Source organism: Caulobacter sp. NIBR1757 (genome assembly GCF_027912495.1).
Classification (GTDB): Bacteria; Pseudomonadota; Alphaproteobacteria; order Caulobacterales; family Caulobacteraceae; genus Caulobacter.
In genome coordinates this window covers 1,103,113-1,120,049 of the sequence record NZ_CP115463.1, presented here as the reverse complement: position 1 = coordinate 1,120,049, position 16,937 = coordinate 1,103,113, and the positions used below count along the sequence as shown (strand labels likewise).

Below are 16,937 nucleotides of genomic sequence, written 5' to 3'. Positions count from 1 at the left end.
CCGTGAACTCCACCGTCACCACACGTTCACATTGACTAACTCACTATTTTAAACACAAGCTTGCGCGGAGATTGGGAAAATGGGTGCCATGTCCGCTATTCTAACCAAAGTCCTGTCAGCGGGAATGCAACGCGCATTCTCACTCACAATGCAGAAGGCACTCCGCCTCCGAAAAATAGATAGTGCTCTGAAGAACATTCCGGCCAAGAGTGCTCTTGTCAAAACGGCCTTCTCGGATTTTGAGATTGTTCTCGGTACCTACCGAGGCGAGCTAACTCAGAGCGTGTCAGCATTTCTTGATGAACTCGCTAAATCGGGCTTGGCCGATGCAATGATCCAGCACGCGCTTCTATCTGCCGACGGGGAAGCGCTAAAGCCCACGTTCTCCGAGATGTACTATCGCTTTCTCCCTCAAGATGACGGTAAGTGTTTTACTCTATTCGAAAGCTTAATGATATCGTTCTCGACTACGTTTGCCGAGCTCTCTAAAGATAAATCTGTCCATGCCTTACTGTCTGCTCACCATAAGGAAATAAGCAACCGCCTCAGCGCCCTCGACGCTGCGCTGTCTTCATTGCGCCTTCCTAATCGCCCTCAGCACACATTCGAGTCTCTGAATCCAACCCTGGCGAAGATTGCAAAAGGACTACAGAATTCTTACAAGAATGTGCGGGTCGAGACAAACAAGGGCGCTCGAAACGTTGATATCACCAGAATTTATATTCCACCGAAGATTCGGCTGCGCGAGAGTCAGCGCAACGCGCGGCATCTTGAGGGTGTAATCAAAGGCATCGCGCCCGCAACCATTTCTCAACAAAACATCTCAGCTAGTCTAGCGGTTCATGTGAATCCTAAGGAAATAGAAAACGAACTTTCTCGAGTAGCCTTTGCTGATTTGAAGGCGTCCTTTTCACGCATAGTAGTTCTGGGTGATCCAGGCGGCGGTAAGAGCACTCTTTGTCAAAGGCTATGTTATGATTTGGCGAAGAATGCATTCCACGCACTACAGTACGGCGATCGGCCCCAGATAGGGCAAAGCGAGCAAAAGATTCCGTTTCGGGTAATTCTCAGGCAATTCGAACAGGCTCGCGTCAAAGAACCTCAGCTGTCTCTTTTCGATTATCTCGTCAGAGACACCCGGCAACACGTTCCGGGTGACGTTACGGACGTATCTGAAGCTTTGAGCTATCTCTTTGTCTGTGGGCGGGCCGTTTTTGCCTTTGACGGGCTTGACGAAATATTGGAAACCTCACGTCGGCGGGAATTTGTAGATTTGGTTCAAGCTTTTTGTGAACTCTACCCACTGTGCCCTTCGATAATTACATCGCGAGTCGTCGGATACGACTCGGCACCGATGCCTGGAGACTATGAGGAGTACGTTCTAGAGAAGTTCGACAATGCGGAAGTTTCCGAATACACGAAGAAGTTCTTCAAAGTGGTCGGTGAGCATACTGAGGCCGAAGCGGCCGCCCAATCACAACGGTTCCTTCAGCAAACAGAGCGTAATGCTGCCGATCTAAGGCGCAATCCCCTTATGCTCGGGTTGATGGCTTGGCTATTCAACTCTCAGAAAGACATTCCGTCGAATCGACCGGAGATCTACAGAGAGTGCGCCGTTCTTATGTTTGAGCGCTGGGATCCTGATCGCGGAATTCTTCCCGACCTGCCAGATGATTTCGACAGATTGCAGCTTTTCAGCGAGATAGCAGCCCGCGTTTATGGCGACCCAAAGCTATCCGCCGGGGTCGAGCGACAATGGCTTGAAACCGAGTTGAGACAGTACTTCGGCGCGCTCTACGAAAACCGCTCAAAGGCAATTGCTGCGGCGCGATCGTTACTAGAATTTTTAGTGGGGCGCGCATGGGTTATGACGGAGGTCGGCGATCGAGTCTTCGCCTTTACACACCAAACTTTTCTCGAGTATTTTTTCTCTCGCAGTATAGACGACAAATTCGACACGGTTGCACAACTACTGAAATATATGAAACCTCGGATAGTGCGTAAAGAATGGGATGTTGTCACCCACTTAGCACTGCAGTTGAAAACTTATCGCAACGCGAGGCGCCAACAAGAAGCCATCAATATTTTGATTGAATGGTCTGCTTCGGCGTCGTCTTCGTTACAGAAGCAAGCCATACTTTCCTTTCTCGCAAAGTCGATGGAATATTTGAGCCCGAGCGAAGCAGCAGTAAAGGATGCGCTTAGCGCTCTGTTTTCTGGGGCCACCGAGCTTGCTTTAAAGGGTAATTTTGTTTCATTTTCAAATATATCTATGGCCTTGGAAAGCAGCCGTGATCGACAGGTATTTTTGCAAAGCCAAGCGGTTAAAATGTTTAAGGACGCTGTGCTTTCTGAGAACGACGCTCTTTCTAGGATTGCAGTTCGCGCTCTACAAGGAGTTAACGACAGATCACGTATTCATCGGGGCGGATTTGCTCACCGGGCGACAAGAGATGAAGTATTAAAAGATACAAAAAGCGAAATATTGGACAGAGCCAAAAGAACACGCCGCTTTGTCGAACTACAATGGTCGTGGTATGGAGTGATCAGTGAAGATCTGATTAGAACTCACGGAATAGAGTTGTTCTTGAAGGCGGAGCTTGCTGGAAGTTTAGAAGACATCGGCGCGCTCTCAGGTTTGGCGCTTTATGCAAGCGAGATGTATCAGCATCTCTTGGATAATGTGGCATTTCCTCTCTCTCGCAGAGTGGCTGCGTTGCGCGTATTCGGCTCGGTAGGCTTCAGCTTGCCGCCATTTGAAGCGGCTTCCGTTTCGCGCCGGCCTGCAGGCTATATTCCAGAGGACGCTTGGCTAGCTGCCTTTGAATCCCTGGATAATGATCAGACTGCATTCGCCGGGGCGATCTTCGCTTTTCAAGTTTGGCTTGAAGGGCATGGGGGCCGACACCGTGCAAGATCAACAAGCCAAAGAAACGTCTCGCGTGGCGACTTGGTCCGTAACAAGCTGCTTCGCAAGGAAATGGAACTTGTGGACTCGTTGAGGCTATCGAATCCTAGATTGGCAGCGTCTATCGAGGAAGTTGTGACTGGAGAGCGCTTGCTGACTTCGTAGGCGGCAGCATCCAGGCGAGTCGATATGATTTTTCGTTGTTCCAGACGAGTGATTAAGTCGGAGCTACTCCAAACCGCTCTGCCCGCACCGCCGCCATCAGCGGCCCCGTGTCCTGCGTCGGGTCCAGCCACTTCCCCCACTCCTCCGGCTCCAGGATGACCGGCGCGCGGCTGTGGTAGTCGCCCAGCCAGCCCTCCGACGGCCCGGTCAGGATGGTGAAGCTGGTCACCTCGCCGGCGTCCGGCGTCGTGCAGCGGTCCCACAGGCCGGCGAACCAGATGGCCTTGCCGTCCGTCCGCGCGAACCGGTGTTTGGTCTTGCCCCCCTCCGGCCCCGTCCATTCGTACCAGGCGCTGGCCGGCGCGATGCAGCGGCGGCGCGAAAAGGCGCCCTTGAAGGTGGCGGCGCTTTCGCAGGTCTCCACCCGGCAGTTGAAGGTGGTCAGCTTGAAGCCGTCGCCCTTGCCCTTCTCGCTGTCCTTCAGCGGCTTGCCGTTCCGCCAGAAGGGCACCAGCCCCCAGCGCATCTTCTCCAGCACCCAGGCGCCGTCCTGCAGCCGGGCGGTAACCTGCGGCGTGGTCGGCCGCACGTCGTCGTTGGGCTCCATGTTGATCGGGGCGGTGACGACCGGGAGATGCTCGCCGAAGGTCGTCAGTTGGTCGTGGATGTCGGCCCAGGTCAGGTGAGAGGTGTCGAAACGTCCGCACATGGGGCGAGGCTAACGCGACGGCGGCGAGCCGTCGAATCGGAAGCCGCGGCCCGCCCCCGGCCCGCCAACCGCCCCCCTCACCAGTCCGCGGGCCAGCCCGCCGCCTTCCTGCGGGCCGCCCTCTGCTCCTCGAACGCCTCCACCGAGGTTCGCAGGAACACGTCGTTGCGGCCGTCCTCCATGCCCTGCCGATAGACCTTGTCGTCCAGCTTCAGGCCGGCGATCAGCTTGACCAGGGCGTCCTTGCGGTCGGCCATGCGCAGCCGCACCTGGCGGCGGACGTTGCCGGTCGCCTTGTCGATGGTCTCGTCGATGACCAGTTCGCGCACCCCGGCCGCCCGTTTGCGAGTGAGGCGCCTCGGATCGAGCGCGATGCCGCCGTCGGCGTCCACGCGAACCAGGTCCATGACGTTGGAAAAGGCCAGCCAGCTCAATTCGCGCAGGGCGTCGTCCATGCCCGGCGCATCGGGATCGGTTGTCTCGCCGAGCAGGTCCGCCACCCGCCGGTCCTTCAGCAACCGCGAGGCGCTGGAGCGGGCGAAGCCCGGACTGTAGCCGGCCCGGATGGCGGCCTGGGTGGCGTTGCCGTCACGCCCGTATTCCTCGACGAAGCGCAGCATGCGCGGCCGCAGCGGCCGAAAGCTCTGCGGGCGCGAACGGGTGGGCGGGGGCAGGGACGGGGTCGGGGTCGGCTTGGCGGTCACGGGGTCTCCTTATCGAAGCGGCAAGACCATTATCCCACGCCGGCGGCTGTCCAGTCGCCCTGCCCCGCCTTCCCCTTGGCCCTGAACGGCCGGTCCTCGAACACCTTGTCGCCCTGCTGGCGCCAGCGCGGGTTGGCGGTGTCGAAGATGATCACCTCGATCTTCCAGTCGCTGCCGCCGCAGCCGCAGCGGGCGGTCAGCAGCCGCTCGACGTCGCTGATCCAGCTGCGCGGACTGCCCTGCCCCGTCGTCGTCAGCCAGGCGATGACCGCGTCCACCTTGCGATGGGTGAAGCAGAAGCAGTGGTTGCAGCGCACCCGCAGCCGCACGTTCGGCAAGCGGGCGAAGCGGTCGAGCGGCACATCGCAGCGCGGCTCCAGCCGGGTGAACCGGAAGCGGCAGCCCTCCAGCCGGGAGCAGCGCATGTAGTCGGCGATCTTCTTGATGTGCAGGCTGGGACCGGTGATCCGCAGCAGCTCCCGCAGGTCCATCGAGGCCTTGCGCTGGCAGTCCTTGCCGACGCACTGGCCGAACACCGACTGGCCCCGATCGAGGTAGCCCTTCAGGGTCGGGTCCGGCAGCAGGGTGTGCTCCGACAGGAACCAGCCGGGCGGCACGAGGCCGCCCGGGTCTGGAGGCTCCTTGTAATCGGATCGTTCATCAGACACCCGATTGATGTTCCCGTTTTGTTCGGGCTGGTCAATGCCTGAATCGCGAACACGGGAGTCCGGACGGCGAGCGCGGGGACACATCGAAATTGCCCCGTGCAGTCGGATCTTCACCGCCGCAAAGCAGGGGACGGGTTGGCCGCCTTGCGGCCTACCTGTCCCCGGTCAGCGCCGGCAGGTGTCGGAACCTCGCCCCAGACGGGTTGCAAACCGGCTGGCGAGCGCCTCGGTCAGACGTCCGCGCTGACCGGGGACAGGTACGCCGCGATCGCGGCGAACCCGTCCCCCCCCTTCTACCCCACGAAAAACGCCCCGGACCTTTCGGCCCGGGGCGTTGTCCTGGCAGGCCCGGCGCCTATTAGGGGCGCGGGGTTCCGAGCGGCGTACCGGTCGTCGAGCCCGGGCGGTCCGGATCGACGAGGTCGGCGTCGCGGTCGTCCTGGGCGCCGAAGGAGCGGCTCTCGCCGGTTCCGTACAGCCCGCGTTCGCGGCTGATGTCGTCGACGCTGTAGGGCGCCGCCGTGTCGTCAAAGCCGGTCCAGCCCTGCTGGCGATAGGCGTCGCCGCGGGTGGAGGCGTCAACGCCGCCGTTGAGCAGCTGCTCGATGCGGCCGGCGTCTGCGTCGTCGGCCTTGACGCTGACCAGGGTGCCGCCCCGGCGCACGCCCTCGGCGTAGACATTGGCTTCCTCGTCGCTGTGGCCCGCTTCCTTCAGCGCGCCGAGCAGACCGCCGGTCGCGCCGCCGGCCACCGCGCCGACCACGGCGCCGACCGCCGTCGAGGCCAGCCAGCCGGCCGCCACCACGGGGCCGAGGCCCGGAATGGCCAGCATGCCCAGACCGGCCAGCAGGCCGCCGGCCCCGCCGATCAGGCCGCCGGTCGTGGCGCCCTTGCCAGCGCCGTCGGCGACGTCGTTCTCGCCGTCGCCGTTGGCGTCGCCGAGCGGGCCGGCCTTGGAACCGCCGGGATGCTTGTGGCCGTCGTGCCAGTTGTCGGTGTTGCTGGAGACGATGCTGATGCGGTCGTGATCGACGCCGCTGCGCTCCAGGGTGTCGACGGCCGCGATGGCCTGGGTGTGGGTGTCGAACAGACGGGTGATGGTCTTGCTCATGGTGAGCTCCTTACGCTTGCACTGTTGGGGAAAGCCGCCCCGGGGGACGGCGGATAGATGTGGCGGCGCGCCTACATCGGCTTGACGCTGCCCTTGTAGTCGACGGTGACGCCGGCTTCCTTGCCGTCCTTCATGGCCATGCCCATCCAGACGCCGTCTTCGCCCTGCTTCAGGTCTTTGACGTCGGTGTAGCCGGCGCTTTCGATGGCGCCCTTGGCCTGGGCCTCGGTGAAGGAATTGGCGCCGGCGGTGGTGCCCGCATCGCCGGTGGTCGGGGTGGTGTCGACGGCGGTGTTGCGCGGCGCTTCCGAGGTGGAGACGGCCGGGCCGGCGGTGTCGTCGGTCTTCGGACCGCAGGCGACCAGAAGGGCCGCGGCGACGGCCACGGTGGAGAGGGTTTTAAGCATGGTTGGTACTCCCAGAGGTGGAAGGAAAAGGCCGCAGACTCGCAATCGTTCCAGCCTCAGGCGCGGTTGCAGATCGGAACAGCGGGCCGGACCCTATCCAGCCGGACGAGGACTGCTAAACTCCGTGCGGCTCCTCGCGGGCCGGGTCGGGGGCGTGAGATGATGGTCGGACGGGGGATGCGGATGACGCGAGGAATCCTGGCCGGCCTGGCCGTTTGCGGCCTGCTGCTGGCCGGCGCGGGCCTTGCCGCCGCGCAGGCGCCGGCGGCAGCCGCTGAGCCGCCGGTCGCCCCCTCGCCGCCGTCGGCCGCCCTGCCGAAAATCCAGAAGCCGGACTGGGTGCGAAAGCCGACCCCGGCCCAGGTCGCGGCCGCCCACCCCCTGCCCCATGCCGAAGGCCGGCCGACGGGCCGGGTGGTGCTCAGCTGCCGGGTGACGGCGGCAGGAACCCTGGAGGCCTGCGGCGTGGCCAGCGAGACCCCGCCGGATCGCGGCTTCGGGACCGCGGCGCTCGGCCTGGCCCGCTCCTTCCGCATGAAGCCGGTGGCGGCGGACGGCAGTCCGGTGACCGGGGCGAATGTGCGGATCCCGCTCGTCTTTCCCGGCCAGCCGCTCGAACTGCTGGCGTTTCCCGACTGGCTGACCAAACCCTCCTACCAGCGGCTGGTCGAGGTCTTCCCGCCGGTCGCCGCCAGCAATGCCGGTATGGGCCGGGTGGCGATGACCTGCCGGGTGACGCGTGACGACCGGCTGACGGCCTGCCGGGCCGTGGTCGAACTGGCCTTCACCCCGGGCTTCGACCTCGCCGCCCTCGCCCTGGCGCGGGACATGCGCCTGGTCCGCACGCCCGACAACAACGCCCCGAAAGCCGGGGAGACGGCTGAGTTCATGCTGATCTTCAACGCCAACTAGGCCCCGGCCGGCGCCGCCGATTGCAGGGCCGCATGGCCGCTTCTAGGCTGACGGAATGATCGCGGTGAACCGACCCTTCAAGACCGCCCTGGCGGCCGCAGGCCTGGCCGCATCGCTGGTGGGACAGGCCGCCTCATCCGAACCCGCCAGGCCGGCCGTTCCCGACCGCGCCCCGGATGGCTCAAGCTACTATCCTGACCGCGCCCGGCGGCAGGAGATCAACGGCGACGTCCTGCTGCGGTGTCGGGCGGTCGGTGAGGCCGCCCTGGCCGACTGCCGGGCCGTCTACGAATGGCCGCTGGCCTATGCCTTCGCCGACTTCGCCCTCCGGATGGTCGCCGACCATCCGGATCTGCGCCCGGTGGAGTCCATGGTCGAGGCCGACGGCCAGATCCTGGTCCCGATCAACTTCGCGATGGCCGACTACCCGCGGACCAGCTTCCACTTCCTGCCGGGCGCCAGCGCCAGGATCGTCTTCCGGACCGACGGCGCCCCGGTCGGCGACCTCAAGGTCTGCCTGGAGGCCAAGGACTGCAAGGTCGCCGCCTTCACCTGGGCCGCCCGTCCCGGCTGGCGCGCCCTGGCCGCCCTGGTCCGCCCGGCCCAAGGCTTCGAGGGTTTCAATCGCCTCGATTGCGCGACAGACCCCAGGGGCGGCCTGGTCGACTGCGAGGTGAAGGGCGAACAGAGCCCCGCCAAGCTCGCCCTGATGCTGAAGGTGGCCGCCACCTTCCGGGCGCCCGTCGGCCCGGAGACCCCGGCCAGCCGCAAGGTGCTGCTGTTCTTCGACTGGGGAACGATCGGCCGGGTCGTGCCCGCGCTCGACGCGGCGGAGCCGGCGCCGCCGAAGGCGCCGGGATAGCGAAATCCCCGGCTCTCGCTTGAGAACCGGGGATCCGTCTTCGGTGACCGCCTAGGCCGTCACCTCGGTCACGATGCCCGCGCCGACCGTGCGGCCACCCTCACGGATGGCGAAGCGCACGCCCGGCTCGATGCCGACCGGCTTCATCAGTTCGAAGCCGATCTCGGCCCGGTCGCCCGGGTTCACCTGCACACCGTCTTCAGGGTTAAGGACGCCGGTGACGTCGGTGACCCCGAAGAACAGCTGCGGGCGATAGCCGGCCCCGAACGGCGTGTGCCGCCCGCCCTCGTCCGGCGTCAGGACGAAGACCTGGGCCCGGCCCCTGGTGTGGGCGGTGACCGCGCCCGGCGCGCTGAGCACCTGGCCACGGGTCACCTCGTCACGCTTGAGGCCCCGCAGCAGCAGGCCGACGTTCATCCCGGCCCGGGCTTCCGGAATGTTCTTCCGGAAGGCCTGGGTGCCGGTGACGATGACCTCGGCGCCGTCGTTGTCGAGACCGATGATCTCGACGGCGTCGCCGATCTTCAGCACCCCGCGCTCGACCCGGCCGGAAACGACCGTGCCGCGCCCCGGGATGGTGTGCACCCCTTCGATCGGCATCAGGAACGGCCCGTCGAAGTCGCGCACCGGGTCGGGGATCGTCGCGTCAAGCGCGGCGACCAGTTCGCCGATGGCGGCCACGTCCGGGTCGTCGAGATCGCCCCGCTTGACCGCGTCCAGCGCCTTGAGCGCGCTGCCGAACACGAAGGCGGCGTCCTCGTAGCCCTGGCTGGCCAGCAGGTCGCCGGTCTCCAGCTGGATGATCGCCTTCATGTCGTCCCGCTCGTCTTCGGCGAGCATGTCCATCTTGTTGACGAACACGACCATGTGCCGAACCCCGACCTGGCGGGCCAGGAGCACGTGCTCGATGGTCTGCTTGGCGGCGCCCTTGGTGGCGTCGACGAGCAGGATGGCGCCGTCCATCTGCGAGGCGCCGGTGATCATGTTCTTCACATAGTCGGCGTGCCCGGGGCAGTCGATGTGGGCGTAGTGGCGGGCCTCGGACTCATACTCCACGTGCGTGGTGTTGATGGTGATGCCGCGGGCCTTTTCCTCCGGCGCCTTGTCGATCTGATCGAACGACAGGGCCTGACCGCCAAAGCGGGCCGCCTGCACCTGGGTGAGGGCGGCCGTCAGGGTGGTCTTGCCATGGTCGACGTGACCGATGGTGCCGACGTTGAGGTGGGTCTTGATAGGCATTGGTCTTTCTTTCTGCCTGTGGTTCGCCTCCCGGTGCGGCCAACACCGGAAGGCTGGGAAATCCCGGCGTCCCGGGAACGGGTTCGGGCGGATGCCCAAAACGAAAAAGGCTCGCGAGCCGGGAGCTCGCGAGCCTGATGCGGCCCGGAACCCCCAGCGGGGCTCCGGACGATGTCCGCAGCCCCTCAGGTCGAGATGCCCTCCGACGAGAGCGCGCAGCCGCCATCGACCGGCAGCGAGACGTCGCGCGGCGAGGGCAGGACAGCGTTGAACGTGTTGAGACCCATGGGTCTGCTCCGTCGTTGAGGGGCTCGAGAGCCCAAGAAAAAACCCCGGAGGCTGGCGCCATCCGGGGTCTTTCGACGGGTCGGAAGGCGTTTCGCCTTGCCGACTATTGGCGAGGCGTCAGTTGTCGAGCGCGTACGAGGCGGCGCCGTCGGCTTTCGCCGCCGGTTCGACTGCACAGAACTGGTCCAGGGACCACGACATCTTCGGCTTCACTCCGTTTGAAGGCCGGGCAGGTAACACCGCCGGGTCGGTTCCGCAAGGGGCGGCCCTACTCCGCCGCGCCGCGATGCTCGACCCGGTGGGGCCACAGGGTGTCGGCAACCTCGCTCCACAGCCGGTTGATCTCTGCGGCGGCCGAGCCGCGCGGCTCGAACTCGAGCACGCCGAGGCCGCGCCACAGGCTTTCCTGAAACGCGACCCTGGCCCTCAGGCCCACATGGGCGATCGGGAAGCCCAGCAGGCGGGCCGCCTCGACGGCGCGAGCGATCACCGGACTTTCCACACCGGCCCGACGGCTGGGCGCCTGGTTGAGAACGACAAGGCCCGGCCGGCCGGCCGCGCGCACGGCCTGGGCGGCCGGCGCCAGGGCGGCGAGGTCGAAATAGCTGGGCCGGCAGACCAGGATGGCCAGGTCGGCAAGGCGGATGGCGGCGCTGGAGATGGCGTCGCCGCCGGCCGGGGTATCCATGATCAACAGGTCGCGGCCGGCTCGCTCGGCGGCGTTGGCCACCGGGAACAGGGTGCCGCCGTTGGCCGGGCGCACGTCCGGCGCCGCATCCCGCCGGCCGGCCGCCCAGGCGGTGGCCGATCCCTGCAGGTCGAGGTCGGCGATGCTGACGTTGAGGCCGTCCCGCACGGCGGCCACGGCCAGGTTGACCGACAGCGTGGTCTTGCCGGTTCCCCCCTTGCGCGACAGCAGCACCAGTTTGCGCAACGAACCCCAGCCTCCTCGCGGCGGACTCAACGATCTGTTAACCCTAGACCTCTTTGAGCCCGCGCCATAGGCCCCTCGCCGCCTCCTGCCGGCCAGGCCGCCGCGCCGTCCGGGACGGCCGCCTGTTGCGGCCCGGAAATGTTCTGAAATGTGTGAAATATCATGAACTTAACCTGACGAGCCCCGTTCAGGTCCGGCTCAGTCACGACGGCGCATGTTGGCCTCGTCATCAGGACCGGGGCGCTCTCCCCAGCGCCCCGACAACAAGGAAGGTAATGTCATGAAGAAGCTGCTGATTTCCGCCGTCGCCCTGTCGCTGCTGGCCGGCGCCGCCACCACCGCCTCGGCCGCCCCGCGCGACGTGCGCGAGGCCCGTCAGGACGTCCGCGAGGCCCGCCAGGACCTGCGCGACGCCCGTCAGGACAACCGCTACGAACGCCGCGCCGCCAAGCGCTTCAAGGCCGGCCGCTACCAGCCGCCGCGCGGCTACCAGGTGCGCCGCTTTCATCGCGGTCAGCAACTGCCGGCCGCCTATCGCAACCGCGCCTATGCGGTGAACCACCGGACCTACGGCCTGCAGGCCCCGCCGCGCGGCTATGAATATCGCCGGGTCGGCAACGATGTGGTGCTGACCGCCGTGGCTACCGGCCTGATCACCGCCGTCGTGCTGGACCTGTTCAACTAGCCAGGCCCGCCTGACCCACGAAGCGCCCTCGCAGCCTGCTGCGGGGGCGTTTTGCCGCCTACGCCGTGGGCTGGCGGCCGCGCCGCACGAACCGCCACAGGCTCCACAGCGCAAGCAGCATCACCGCCAGCAGAAGCGGGATCAGCACCGGGGCCAGCATGGCCAGCAGGGTGGTGAAGATGGCCGCGATGTCCTCGCCGACCGAGATGAAGGGGTTGGCCAGGCCCAGCGTCGTGCTGGTGCTGACCACCCGGGTGCCGGCCTGCGCCGCATGGAAGGCCAGGGCCGTGGGGGCGCCGATGATCAGCCCGGCGATGGCGGCGACCATGGGATCGAAATTGGAAAAGGCGGCCCCGGCCGCGACGGCCCCGGCGATCGGGCGTATGATCGTGCCGACGGCGCTGAGCGCATGATCGACGGCCGGAATCTTGTCGGCGGCCAGTTCGATGACCGTGGCGAGGCCGAGCGCGATGAGGGCCGGGGTCGAGTCCAGCCAGCTCATGGCATCGGCCAGCTGCATGCCGAACAGCTGGAACTTGGCCGCCAGGCCGAGGCCCAGCAGCGGCAGAAAGGTGCGAAATCCGGTGGCGGCGGCCAGGCCGACGCCGAGCAGGGCCGGCAGGATCCAGGTTTCCATACCCTGGAGCCTACCAGCCCATATCGATGTTGTCTCAGACGGCTTTAGGCCGCCTTGCGGAAGTCGGTGTCGATGACCGCGCCGATATGGTCGCGGGCCGCGCCCATCGCTTCCTCGACGGCGGCCGGGCCGAAGCCCAGCTTCTCGGCGCGGACGAAGGTGACGTCGGTGACGCCCATGAAGCCCAGCAGGGTCCGCAGGTGCGGCTCCTGGCTGTCGAGCGCCATGGCCGGGCCTTCGCTGTAGAGCCCGCCGCGCGAGAGGACGACGATCGCCTTCTTGCCGGTGACCAGCCCTTCAGGGCCGGCCTCGCTGTAGCGGAAGGTCGCGCCGGCCCGCAGGACGTGGTCGAACCAGGTCTTCAGGCCGCTGGGGATGGCGAAATTGTACATCGGCGCGCCGATGACCAGCACGTCGGCGTCCTTCAGCTCGGCGATCAGGCCGTCGGCGAGCGCGCGGGCCTCGATCTGGGCCGGGGTGACCGGATCGGCGCCGCGGATGGTCCCGACCGTTTCGGGGGTCAGGTGCGGGATGGGGTCGGCGCCCAGGTCACGCTCGATGATCGCCACGCCGGGGCGGCTGAGGGCGTCGACGGCGGTCTGGACGAGGGCGCGGCTGGCGGAGGCGTCGCCGCTGAGGCTGCTGTTGAGGACGAGGACCTTGGTCATTGTGAAATCTCCTTGAAGCGGTGTTCGGGGGCGCTGTGGCCGTGACGAACAGATGCGCATCAGGAGGGGCGATCGGTAGCTGCGTAAGTTGCAGTTCAGTGTTGACGAAACTGGAACACTGACCATCTCATGGAGGGCAATTGTCGCCCTTGGGAAAACGGAAATGTCCGATCTGGAATCCATCCGCGCCTTCGTCGAAGTGGTGGAAACCGGCGGCTTCAGCCGCGCAGCCGCCCGGCTTGGCGTCTCCAAGTCCATCCTGTCGCGGCGGGTGACGGCCCTGGAGGCCGACCTCGGGGCCCGCCTTCTGTCGCGCACGACCCGGGGCATCAGCCCGACCGAGGCGGGACTGGAGTTCAAGCTGCGGGCCGAGCGGATCCTCGCCGATCTGGAAGAGGCCCGCGAGGCGGTGGCCCAGAGCGGCGAGTCGCTGGGCGGCACCTTGCGCATCGCCCTGCCCCTCTCCTTCGGCCTGCGCCATGTGCAGCCGGTGCTGCAGGAGCTGGCCCTGGAGCATCCCCGGCTGAAGATCGAGGCCGCCTACAGCGACGGACTGGTCGATCTTGTGGCCGAGCGGTTCGACGTGGCGGTGCGGCTGGGCGTGCTGGCCGACTCGACCCTGGTGGCCCGGCGGATCGCGCCGATCCTCGGGGCCGTCGTCGCCAGCCCCGCCTACCTCGATCGGCGCGGCCGCCCCCTGACCCCGGCCGATCTCGCCGACCATGACGCCGTGGTGCAGACCGGCATGCGCCAGGGCGAAGCCTGGCGGTTCCAGGACGGCAAGCGGACCATCACCGTCCGCCCCGAGGCCCGCTTCCGGGCCGACAACGCCGAGGCCGTGGCCCGGGCGGCGGTAGCCGGCATCGGCGTCGCCATGCTGCCGACCTTCCTGGCCGGGACCTTCATCGAGACCGGTGAACTGGAGCCCATTCTCATGGGCTTTCCCATCGGCGGCGACGCCGGCCTCTACATCGTCCGCCCGCCGGGATCGCCGCCGGCCAAGGTCCGCATCCTGACCGACCGCATGGTCGAACGCTTCGGCGGCGAACCCTACTGGGACAGCTGCGCGCTGCGCCGCCAAGAGATGAAAGCGGCGTCATGATTCAAACGATTGATTGACAGCGGTTCTCAACATACCCCAAATTCGAAAATGAAGACGGCCGAAGAGCCGTTCGTCACAGGGTGGAAATCGCATGACCGACGACGTCACGTCGCTGGGCCCCCGGCCGCGCATCGGACTGTTCACCAGGCTGGCCTACGGCTTCGGTTCGGTCGCCTACGGGATCAAGGACAACGGCTTCCGTGTCTTCCTGCTGCTGTTCTACAGCCAGGTGGTCAAGCTGGACGCCGGCCTGGTCTCGACGGCCATCCTCGTGGCCATGCTGATCGACTGCGTGTTCGATCCCTTCATTGGTGAACTGACCGACAACTGGCGGTCGAAGTGGGGCCGACGACATCCCTTCATGTACGCCTCGGCCCTTCCGGCCTCCCTGTCCTTCCTGCTGCTCTGGAACCCGCCGGTCCACTGGGAGCCGATGGCGCTGTTCTGGTATCTGGTCGGGGTGGCGGTGCTGGTCCGGACGTTCATCACCTTCTACGAGATCCCATCCTCCTCCCTGACCTCCGAGCTGACCGACGACTACAACGAGCGCTCCAAGCTGCTCGGCTGGCGGTATTTCTTCGGCTGGTGGGGCGGTCTGACCCTGATGTGCATCATGTTCTTCGTGCTGATGAAGGAGACCGCGGACGGCAAAGTCGGCCAGCTCAACCCGGTCGCCTATCACCACTACGGCTACGTTGCCGCCGTCATCATGTTCGTCTCCATCATCGCCTCGGCGGCCGGCACCCACAAATTCATTCCCTGGCTCAGGAAGGCCGAGGTCCGCACCCGCAAGTTCGGCGAGACCGTCAGGGAGATGGCCGGCACGCTGAACAACCGCGACTTCAAGATCATCACCATGGTCGGGCTGTTCACCGCCTTCGCCCAGGGAGTCAGCTTCTCACTGGCCATCTTCTTCTCCACCTACTTCTGGGAGCTCGACAAGAACTGGACCGGCGTCCTGGTGCTGGACAGCTTCATTTCCTCGTCGTTGGCCCTGATGGCCGCGCCCTATCTGTCGAAGAAGACCGGCAAGAAGCGGGCCGGCACGGTGCTGCTGGCGCTGTCGGTGCTGGTCGGCTTCATCCCCATGATCCTGCGCCTGCTTGGCCTGTTCCCTGACAACGGCGACCTGATCGCTGGGACCAAGATTCCGGAAATCGTCCCCTGGCTGTTCCTCGACGGCGTGGTGCGCGGCACCCTGGGCATCACCGCCGCCATCCTGATCACGGCCATGCTGGCCGATGTGGTCGAGAACAGTGAGCTGCAGACCGGTCGCCGCTCTGAGGGCCTGTTCTTCGCCTTCACCAGCCTGGTGCAGAAGGCGGTCAGTGGCGTCGGGGTGTTCGCCGCCGGCTTTATCATCGTGCTGATCGATTTCCCGGAGGGCGCCAATCCGGCCGACGTGCCAGAAGTGGTGACCACCAAGCTGGCGCTGGTCTACATGCCCGTGCTGGCGGTGTTCTACGGCATCGGCCTAGCGATCATGCAGGCCTACCGCATCACGCGCGAAAGCCACGAGGAGACTTTGAAGACCCTCGCGAGCCGGCGTTTGGCGGCCGAGGAAGCCCAGGCCGCCGACATTGCGCCCTAACCCCGCCCCGCCTCGGTGATGGCGCTGTAGACCAGGGTCCGAAGCTCCCGCCGCACGGGATAGGCGCTGCTCGGCAGGAGCTGGGTGAGGAAGACCACGGCCAGGTCTTCCTCCGGATCGACCCAGAAGAAGGTGCTGGCCGCGCCGCCCCAGAAGTACTCGCCCTTCGAACCGGGGATCATGGTGGCGGCGGGATCGATGGTCACCCCGAAGCCGAGGCCGAACCCGACGCCGGCGTAGCTGGCCTCGCTGAACAGGCTCTTGGACATCTGGGTGAGGTCCTTGCCGCCCGGCAGGTGGTTGGCGCTCATCAGCTGGATGGTCTTGGGACCCAGCAGCCGCACCCCGTCCAGCTCGCCGCCGTTCAGCAGCATGCGGGCGAACTTCATGTAGTCGCCCGCCGTCGAGACCAGGCCGCCGCCGCCGGACAGGAAGCTGGGGTGCTTGAGGTAGGGGCTCTTCTTCGGGTCGTCCTGCAGCTGGGGCTTGGCGGCGACCGGCAGTTTCGAGCCCAAGGCGCCGACGGCGTAGCAGGCGGTGAAGCGGTCGGCCTTGTCCTTGGGCACGCTGAAGAAGGTGTCGCTCATGCCGAGCGGCTTGAAGATGCGCTCCTCGAAGAAGACATCGAGGGTCTGGCCGCTGATGATCTCGACCAGCCGGCCGACGATGTCGGTGGAGACCGAATAGTTCCAGGCATCGCCCGGCGAGAACTGCAGGGGCACGCCGGCCAGGGCGGTGACGGTCTCGGCCAGGCCATCGCCGTGGAAGCCTTCGCCGAGCTTCAGCTTGCGGTAGGCGGCGTCGATGTTGCCGAACTGCTGGAAGCCGTAGGTCAGGCCGGAGGTGTGACGCAGCAGGTCGATGACCAGCATCGGCCGATCGACCGGCTTCGACTGGAAGGTCTCCATGTAGCCGCCGTTGTAGACCCCCAGGTCCTTCCATTCGGGGATGAATTTGGTCACCGGATCGTCGAGCGCGGCCAAGCCCTCCTCGACCAGCATCATGAAGGCCACCGAGGTGATCGGCTTGGTCATCGAATAGATGCGGAACAGGTCGTCGCTCTTGAGCTTGCGCTCCCGTTCACGGTCGGCGAGGCCGAGCACCGTCTCATAGGCCAGCTTGCCGCGCCGCCAGACCTGGACCTGGGCGCAGGGCAGCTTGCCGGTCTGGATATAGCGCTCGTCGAGGAAACTCTCGATGCGGCCGAGGCGTTCGGAAGACAGGCCAAGCTTCTCGGGTTTGGTCACGGGGCGTTCCTTAAATGTCGTTGCCGCAATGGTTATCGAAGGCCGGGTATGGGGCAACCCAAACTTTACGAGATTGCGCGACCATGTGTTTCAAATAGGG

16 protein-coding genes are annotated in these 16,937 nt (G+C 65.4%); 6 read left to right on the top strand and 10 right to left on the bottom strand.

Annotated elements, in window-relative coordinates; all coding sequences use genetic code 11:
• The first annotated feature begins 79 nt into the window (after positions 1 to 79).
• Positions 80 to 3,073 (top strand): NACHT domain-containing protein, encoded by a 2,994-nt coding sequence (locus O5I81_RS05370; protein ID WP_271067921.1) that lies wholly within the window; start codon positions 80 to 82, stop codon positions 3,071 to 3,073.
• A gap of 52 nt (positions 3,074 to 3,125) precedes the next feature.
• On the opposite strand, the gene O5I81_RS05365 is transcribed toward O5I81_RS05370, so the two are convergent.
• The 5 genes from O5I81_RS05365 to O5I81_RS05345 form a co-directional block, all read right to left on the bottom strand.
• The gene (locus tag O5I81_RS05365; RefSeq protein WP_271067920.1) at positions 3,126 to 3,782 is read right to left on the bottom strand and encodes an SOS response-associated peptidase; all 657 of its coding nucleotides are present in this window, start codon (positions 3,780 to 3,782) and stop codon (positions 3,126 to 3,128) included.
• Positions 3,783 to 3,859: 77 nt separating this feature from the next.
• Positions 3,860 to 4,486 carry a terminase small subunit gene (locus O5I81_RS05360; protein ID WP_271067919.1) on the bottom strand — a complete coding sequence of 209 codons (627 nt, stop codon included), beginning with the start codon at positions 4,484 to 4,486 and terminating at the stop codon, positions 3,860 to 3,862.
• 29 nt (positions 4,487 to 4,515) lie between these two features.
• On the bottom strand, positions 4,516 to 5,154 hold the full coding sequence (locus tag O5I81_RS05355) for a hypothetical protein (protein WP_271067918.1): 639 nt from the start codon (positions 5,152 to 5,154) through the stop codon (positions 4,516 to 4,518).
• 358 nt (positions 5,155 to 5,512) lie between these two features.
• Complete coding sequence (locus O5I81_RS05350) at positions 5,513 to 6,265, bottom strand: hypothetical protein (protein ID WP_271067917.1); 753 nt, start codon at positions 6,263 to 6,265, stop codon at positions 5,513 to 5,515.
• Positions 6,266 to 6,336: 71 nt separating this feature from the next.
• A complete protein-coding gene (locus tag O5I81_RS05345; RefSeq protein ID WP_271067916.1) occupies positions 6,337 to 6,672 on the bottom strand; it encodes a hypothetical protein in 336 nt (111 codons plus the stop codon).
• A gap of 183 nt (positions 6,673 to 6,855) precedes the next feature.
• Between O5I81_RS05345 and O5I81_RS05340 the strand changes: the two genes are divergently transcribed.
• Together O5I81_RS05340 and O5I81_RS05335 are read left to right on the top strand one after the other, a co-directional pair.
• A complete protein-coding gene (locus tag O5I81_RS05340; protein ID WP_271067915.1) occupies positions 6,856 to 7,584 on the top strand; it encodes an energy transducer TonB in 729 nt (242 codons plus the stop codon).
• A 64-nt stretch (positions 7,585 to 7,648) separates the two neighbouring features.
• Positions 7,649 to 8,446 (top strand): hypothetical protein, encoded by a 798-nt coding sequence (locus O5I81_RS05335; RefSeq protein ID WP_271067914.1) that lies wholly within the window; start codon positions 7,649 to 7,651, stop codon positions 8,444 to 8,446.
• 51 nt (positions 8,447 to 8,497) lie between these two features.
• On the opposite strand, the gene tuf is transcribed toward O5I81_RS05335, so the two are convergent.
• Positions 8,498 to 9,685, bottom strand: a complete 1,188-nt coding sequence (tuf, locus tag O5I81_RS05330; RefSeq protein ID WP_271067913.1) for an elongation factor Tu — start codon at positions 9,683 to 9,685, stop codon at positions 8,498 to 8,500.
• Positions 9,686 to 10,241: 556 nt separating this feature from the next.
• Positions 10,242 to 10,907, bottom strand: coding sequence for a ParA family protein (locus O5I81_RS05325; RefSeq protein WP_271067912.1), 666 nt, complete (start codon positions 10,905 to 10,907; stop codon positions 10,242 to 10,244).
• A gap of 280 nt (positions 10,908 to 11,187) precedes the next feature.
• Between O5I81_RS05325 and O5I81_RS05320 the strand changes: the two genes are divergently transcribed.
• Entirely contained in the window at positions 11,188 to 11,592 is a 405-nt protein-coding gene (locus tag O5I81_RS05320; RefSeq protein ID WP_271067911.1) for an RcnB family protein, read from the top strand.
• A 58-nt stretch (positions 11,593 to 11,650) separates the two neighbouring features.
• On the opposite strand, the gene O5I81_RS05315 is transcribed toward O5I81_RS05320, so the two are convergent.
• On the bottom strand, positions 11,651 to 12,229 hold the full coding sequence (locus O5I81_RS05315; RefSeq protein WP_271067910.1) for a DUF4126 domain-containing protein: 579 nt from the start codon (positions 12,227 to 12,229) through the stop codon (positions 11,651 to 11,653).
• Between the two features lie 44 nt (positions 12,230 to 12,273).
• Positions 12,274 to 12,897, bottom strand: a complete 624-nt coding sequence (locus tag O5I81_RS05310; protein ID WP_271067909.1) for an FMN-dependent NADH-azoreductase — start codon at positions 12,895 to 12,897, stop codon at positions 12,274 to 12,276.
• A gap of 163 nt (positions 12,898 to 13,060) precedes the next feature.
• Between O5I81_RS05310 and O5I81_RS05305 the strand changes: the two genes are divergently transcribed.
• Complete coding sequence (locus tag O5I81_RS05305; protein ID WP_271067908.1) at positions 13,061 to 13,999, top strand: LysR family transcriptional regulator; 939 nt, start codon at positions 13,061 to 13,063, stop codon at positions 13,997 to 13,999.
• Between the two features lie 91 nt (positions 14,000 to 14,090).
• Entirely contained in the window at positions 14,091 to 15,590 is a 1,500-nt protein-coding gene (locus O5I81_RS05300; protein WP_271067907.1) for an MFS transporter, read from the top strand.
• Here the strand turns inward: O5I81_RS05300 and O5I81_RS05295 are convergent.
• Positions 15,587 to 16,837, bottom strand: coding sequence for a serine hydrolase domain-containing protein (locus tag O5I81_RS05295; protein WP_271067906.1), 1,251 nt, complete (start codon positions 16,835 to 16,837; stop codon positions 15,587 to 15,589). The genes O5I81_RS05300 and O5I81_RS05295 overlap by 4 nt on opposite strands.
• Positions 16,838 to 16,937 lie beyond the last annotated feature (100 nt).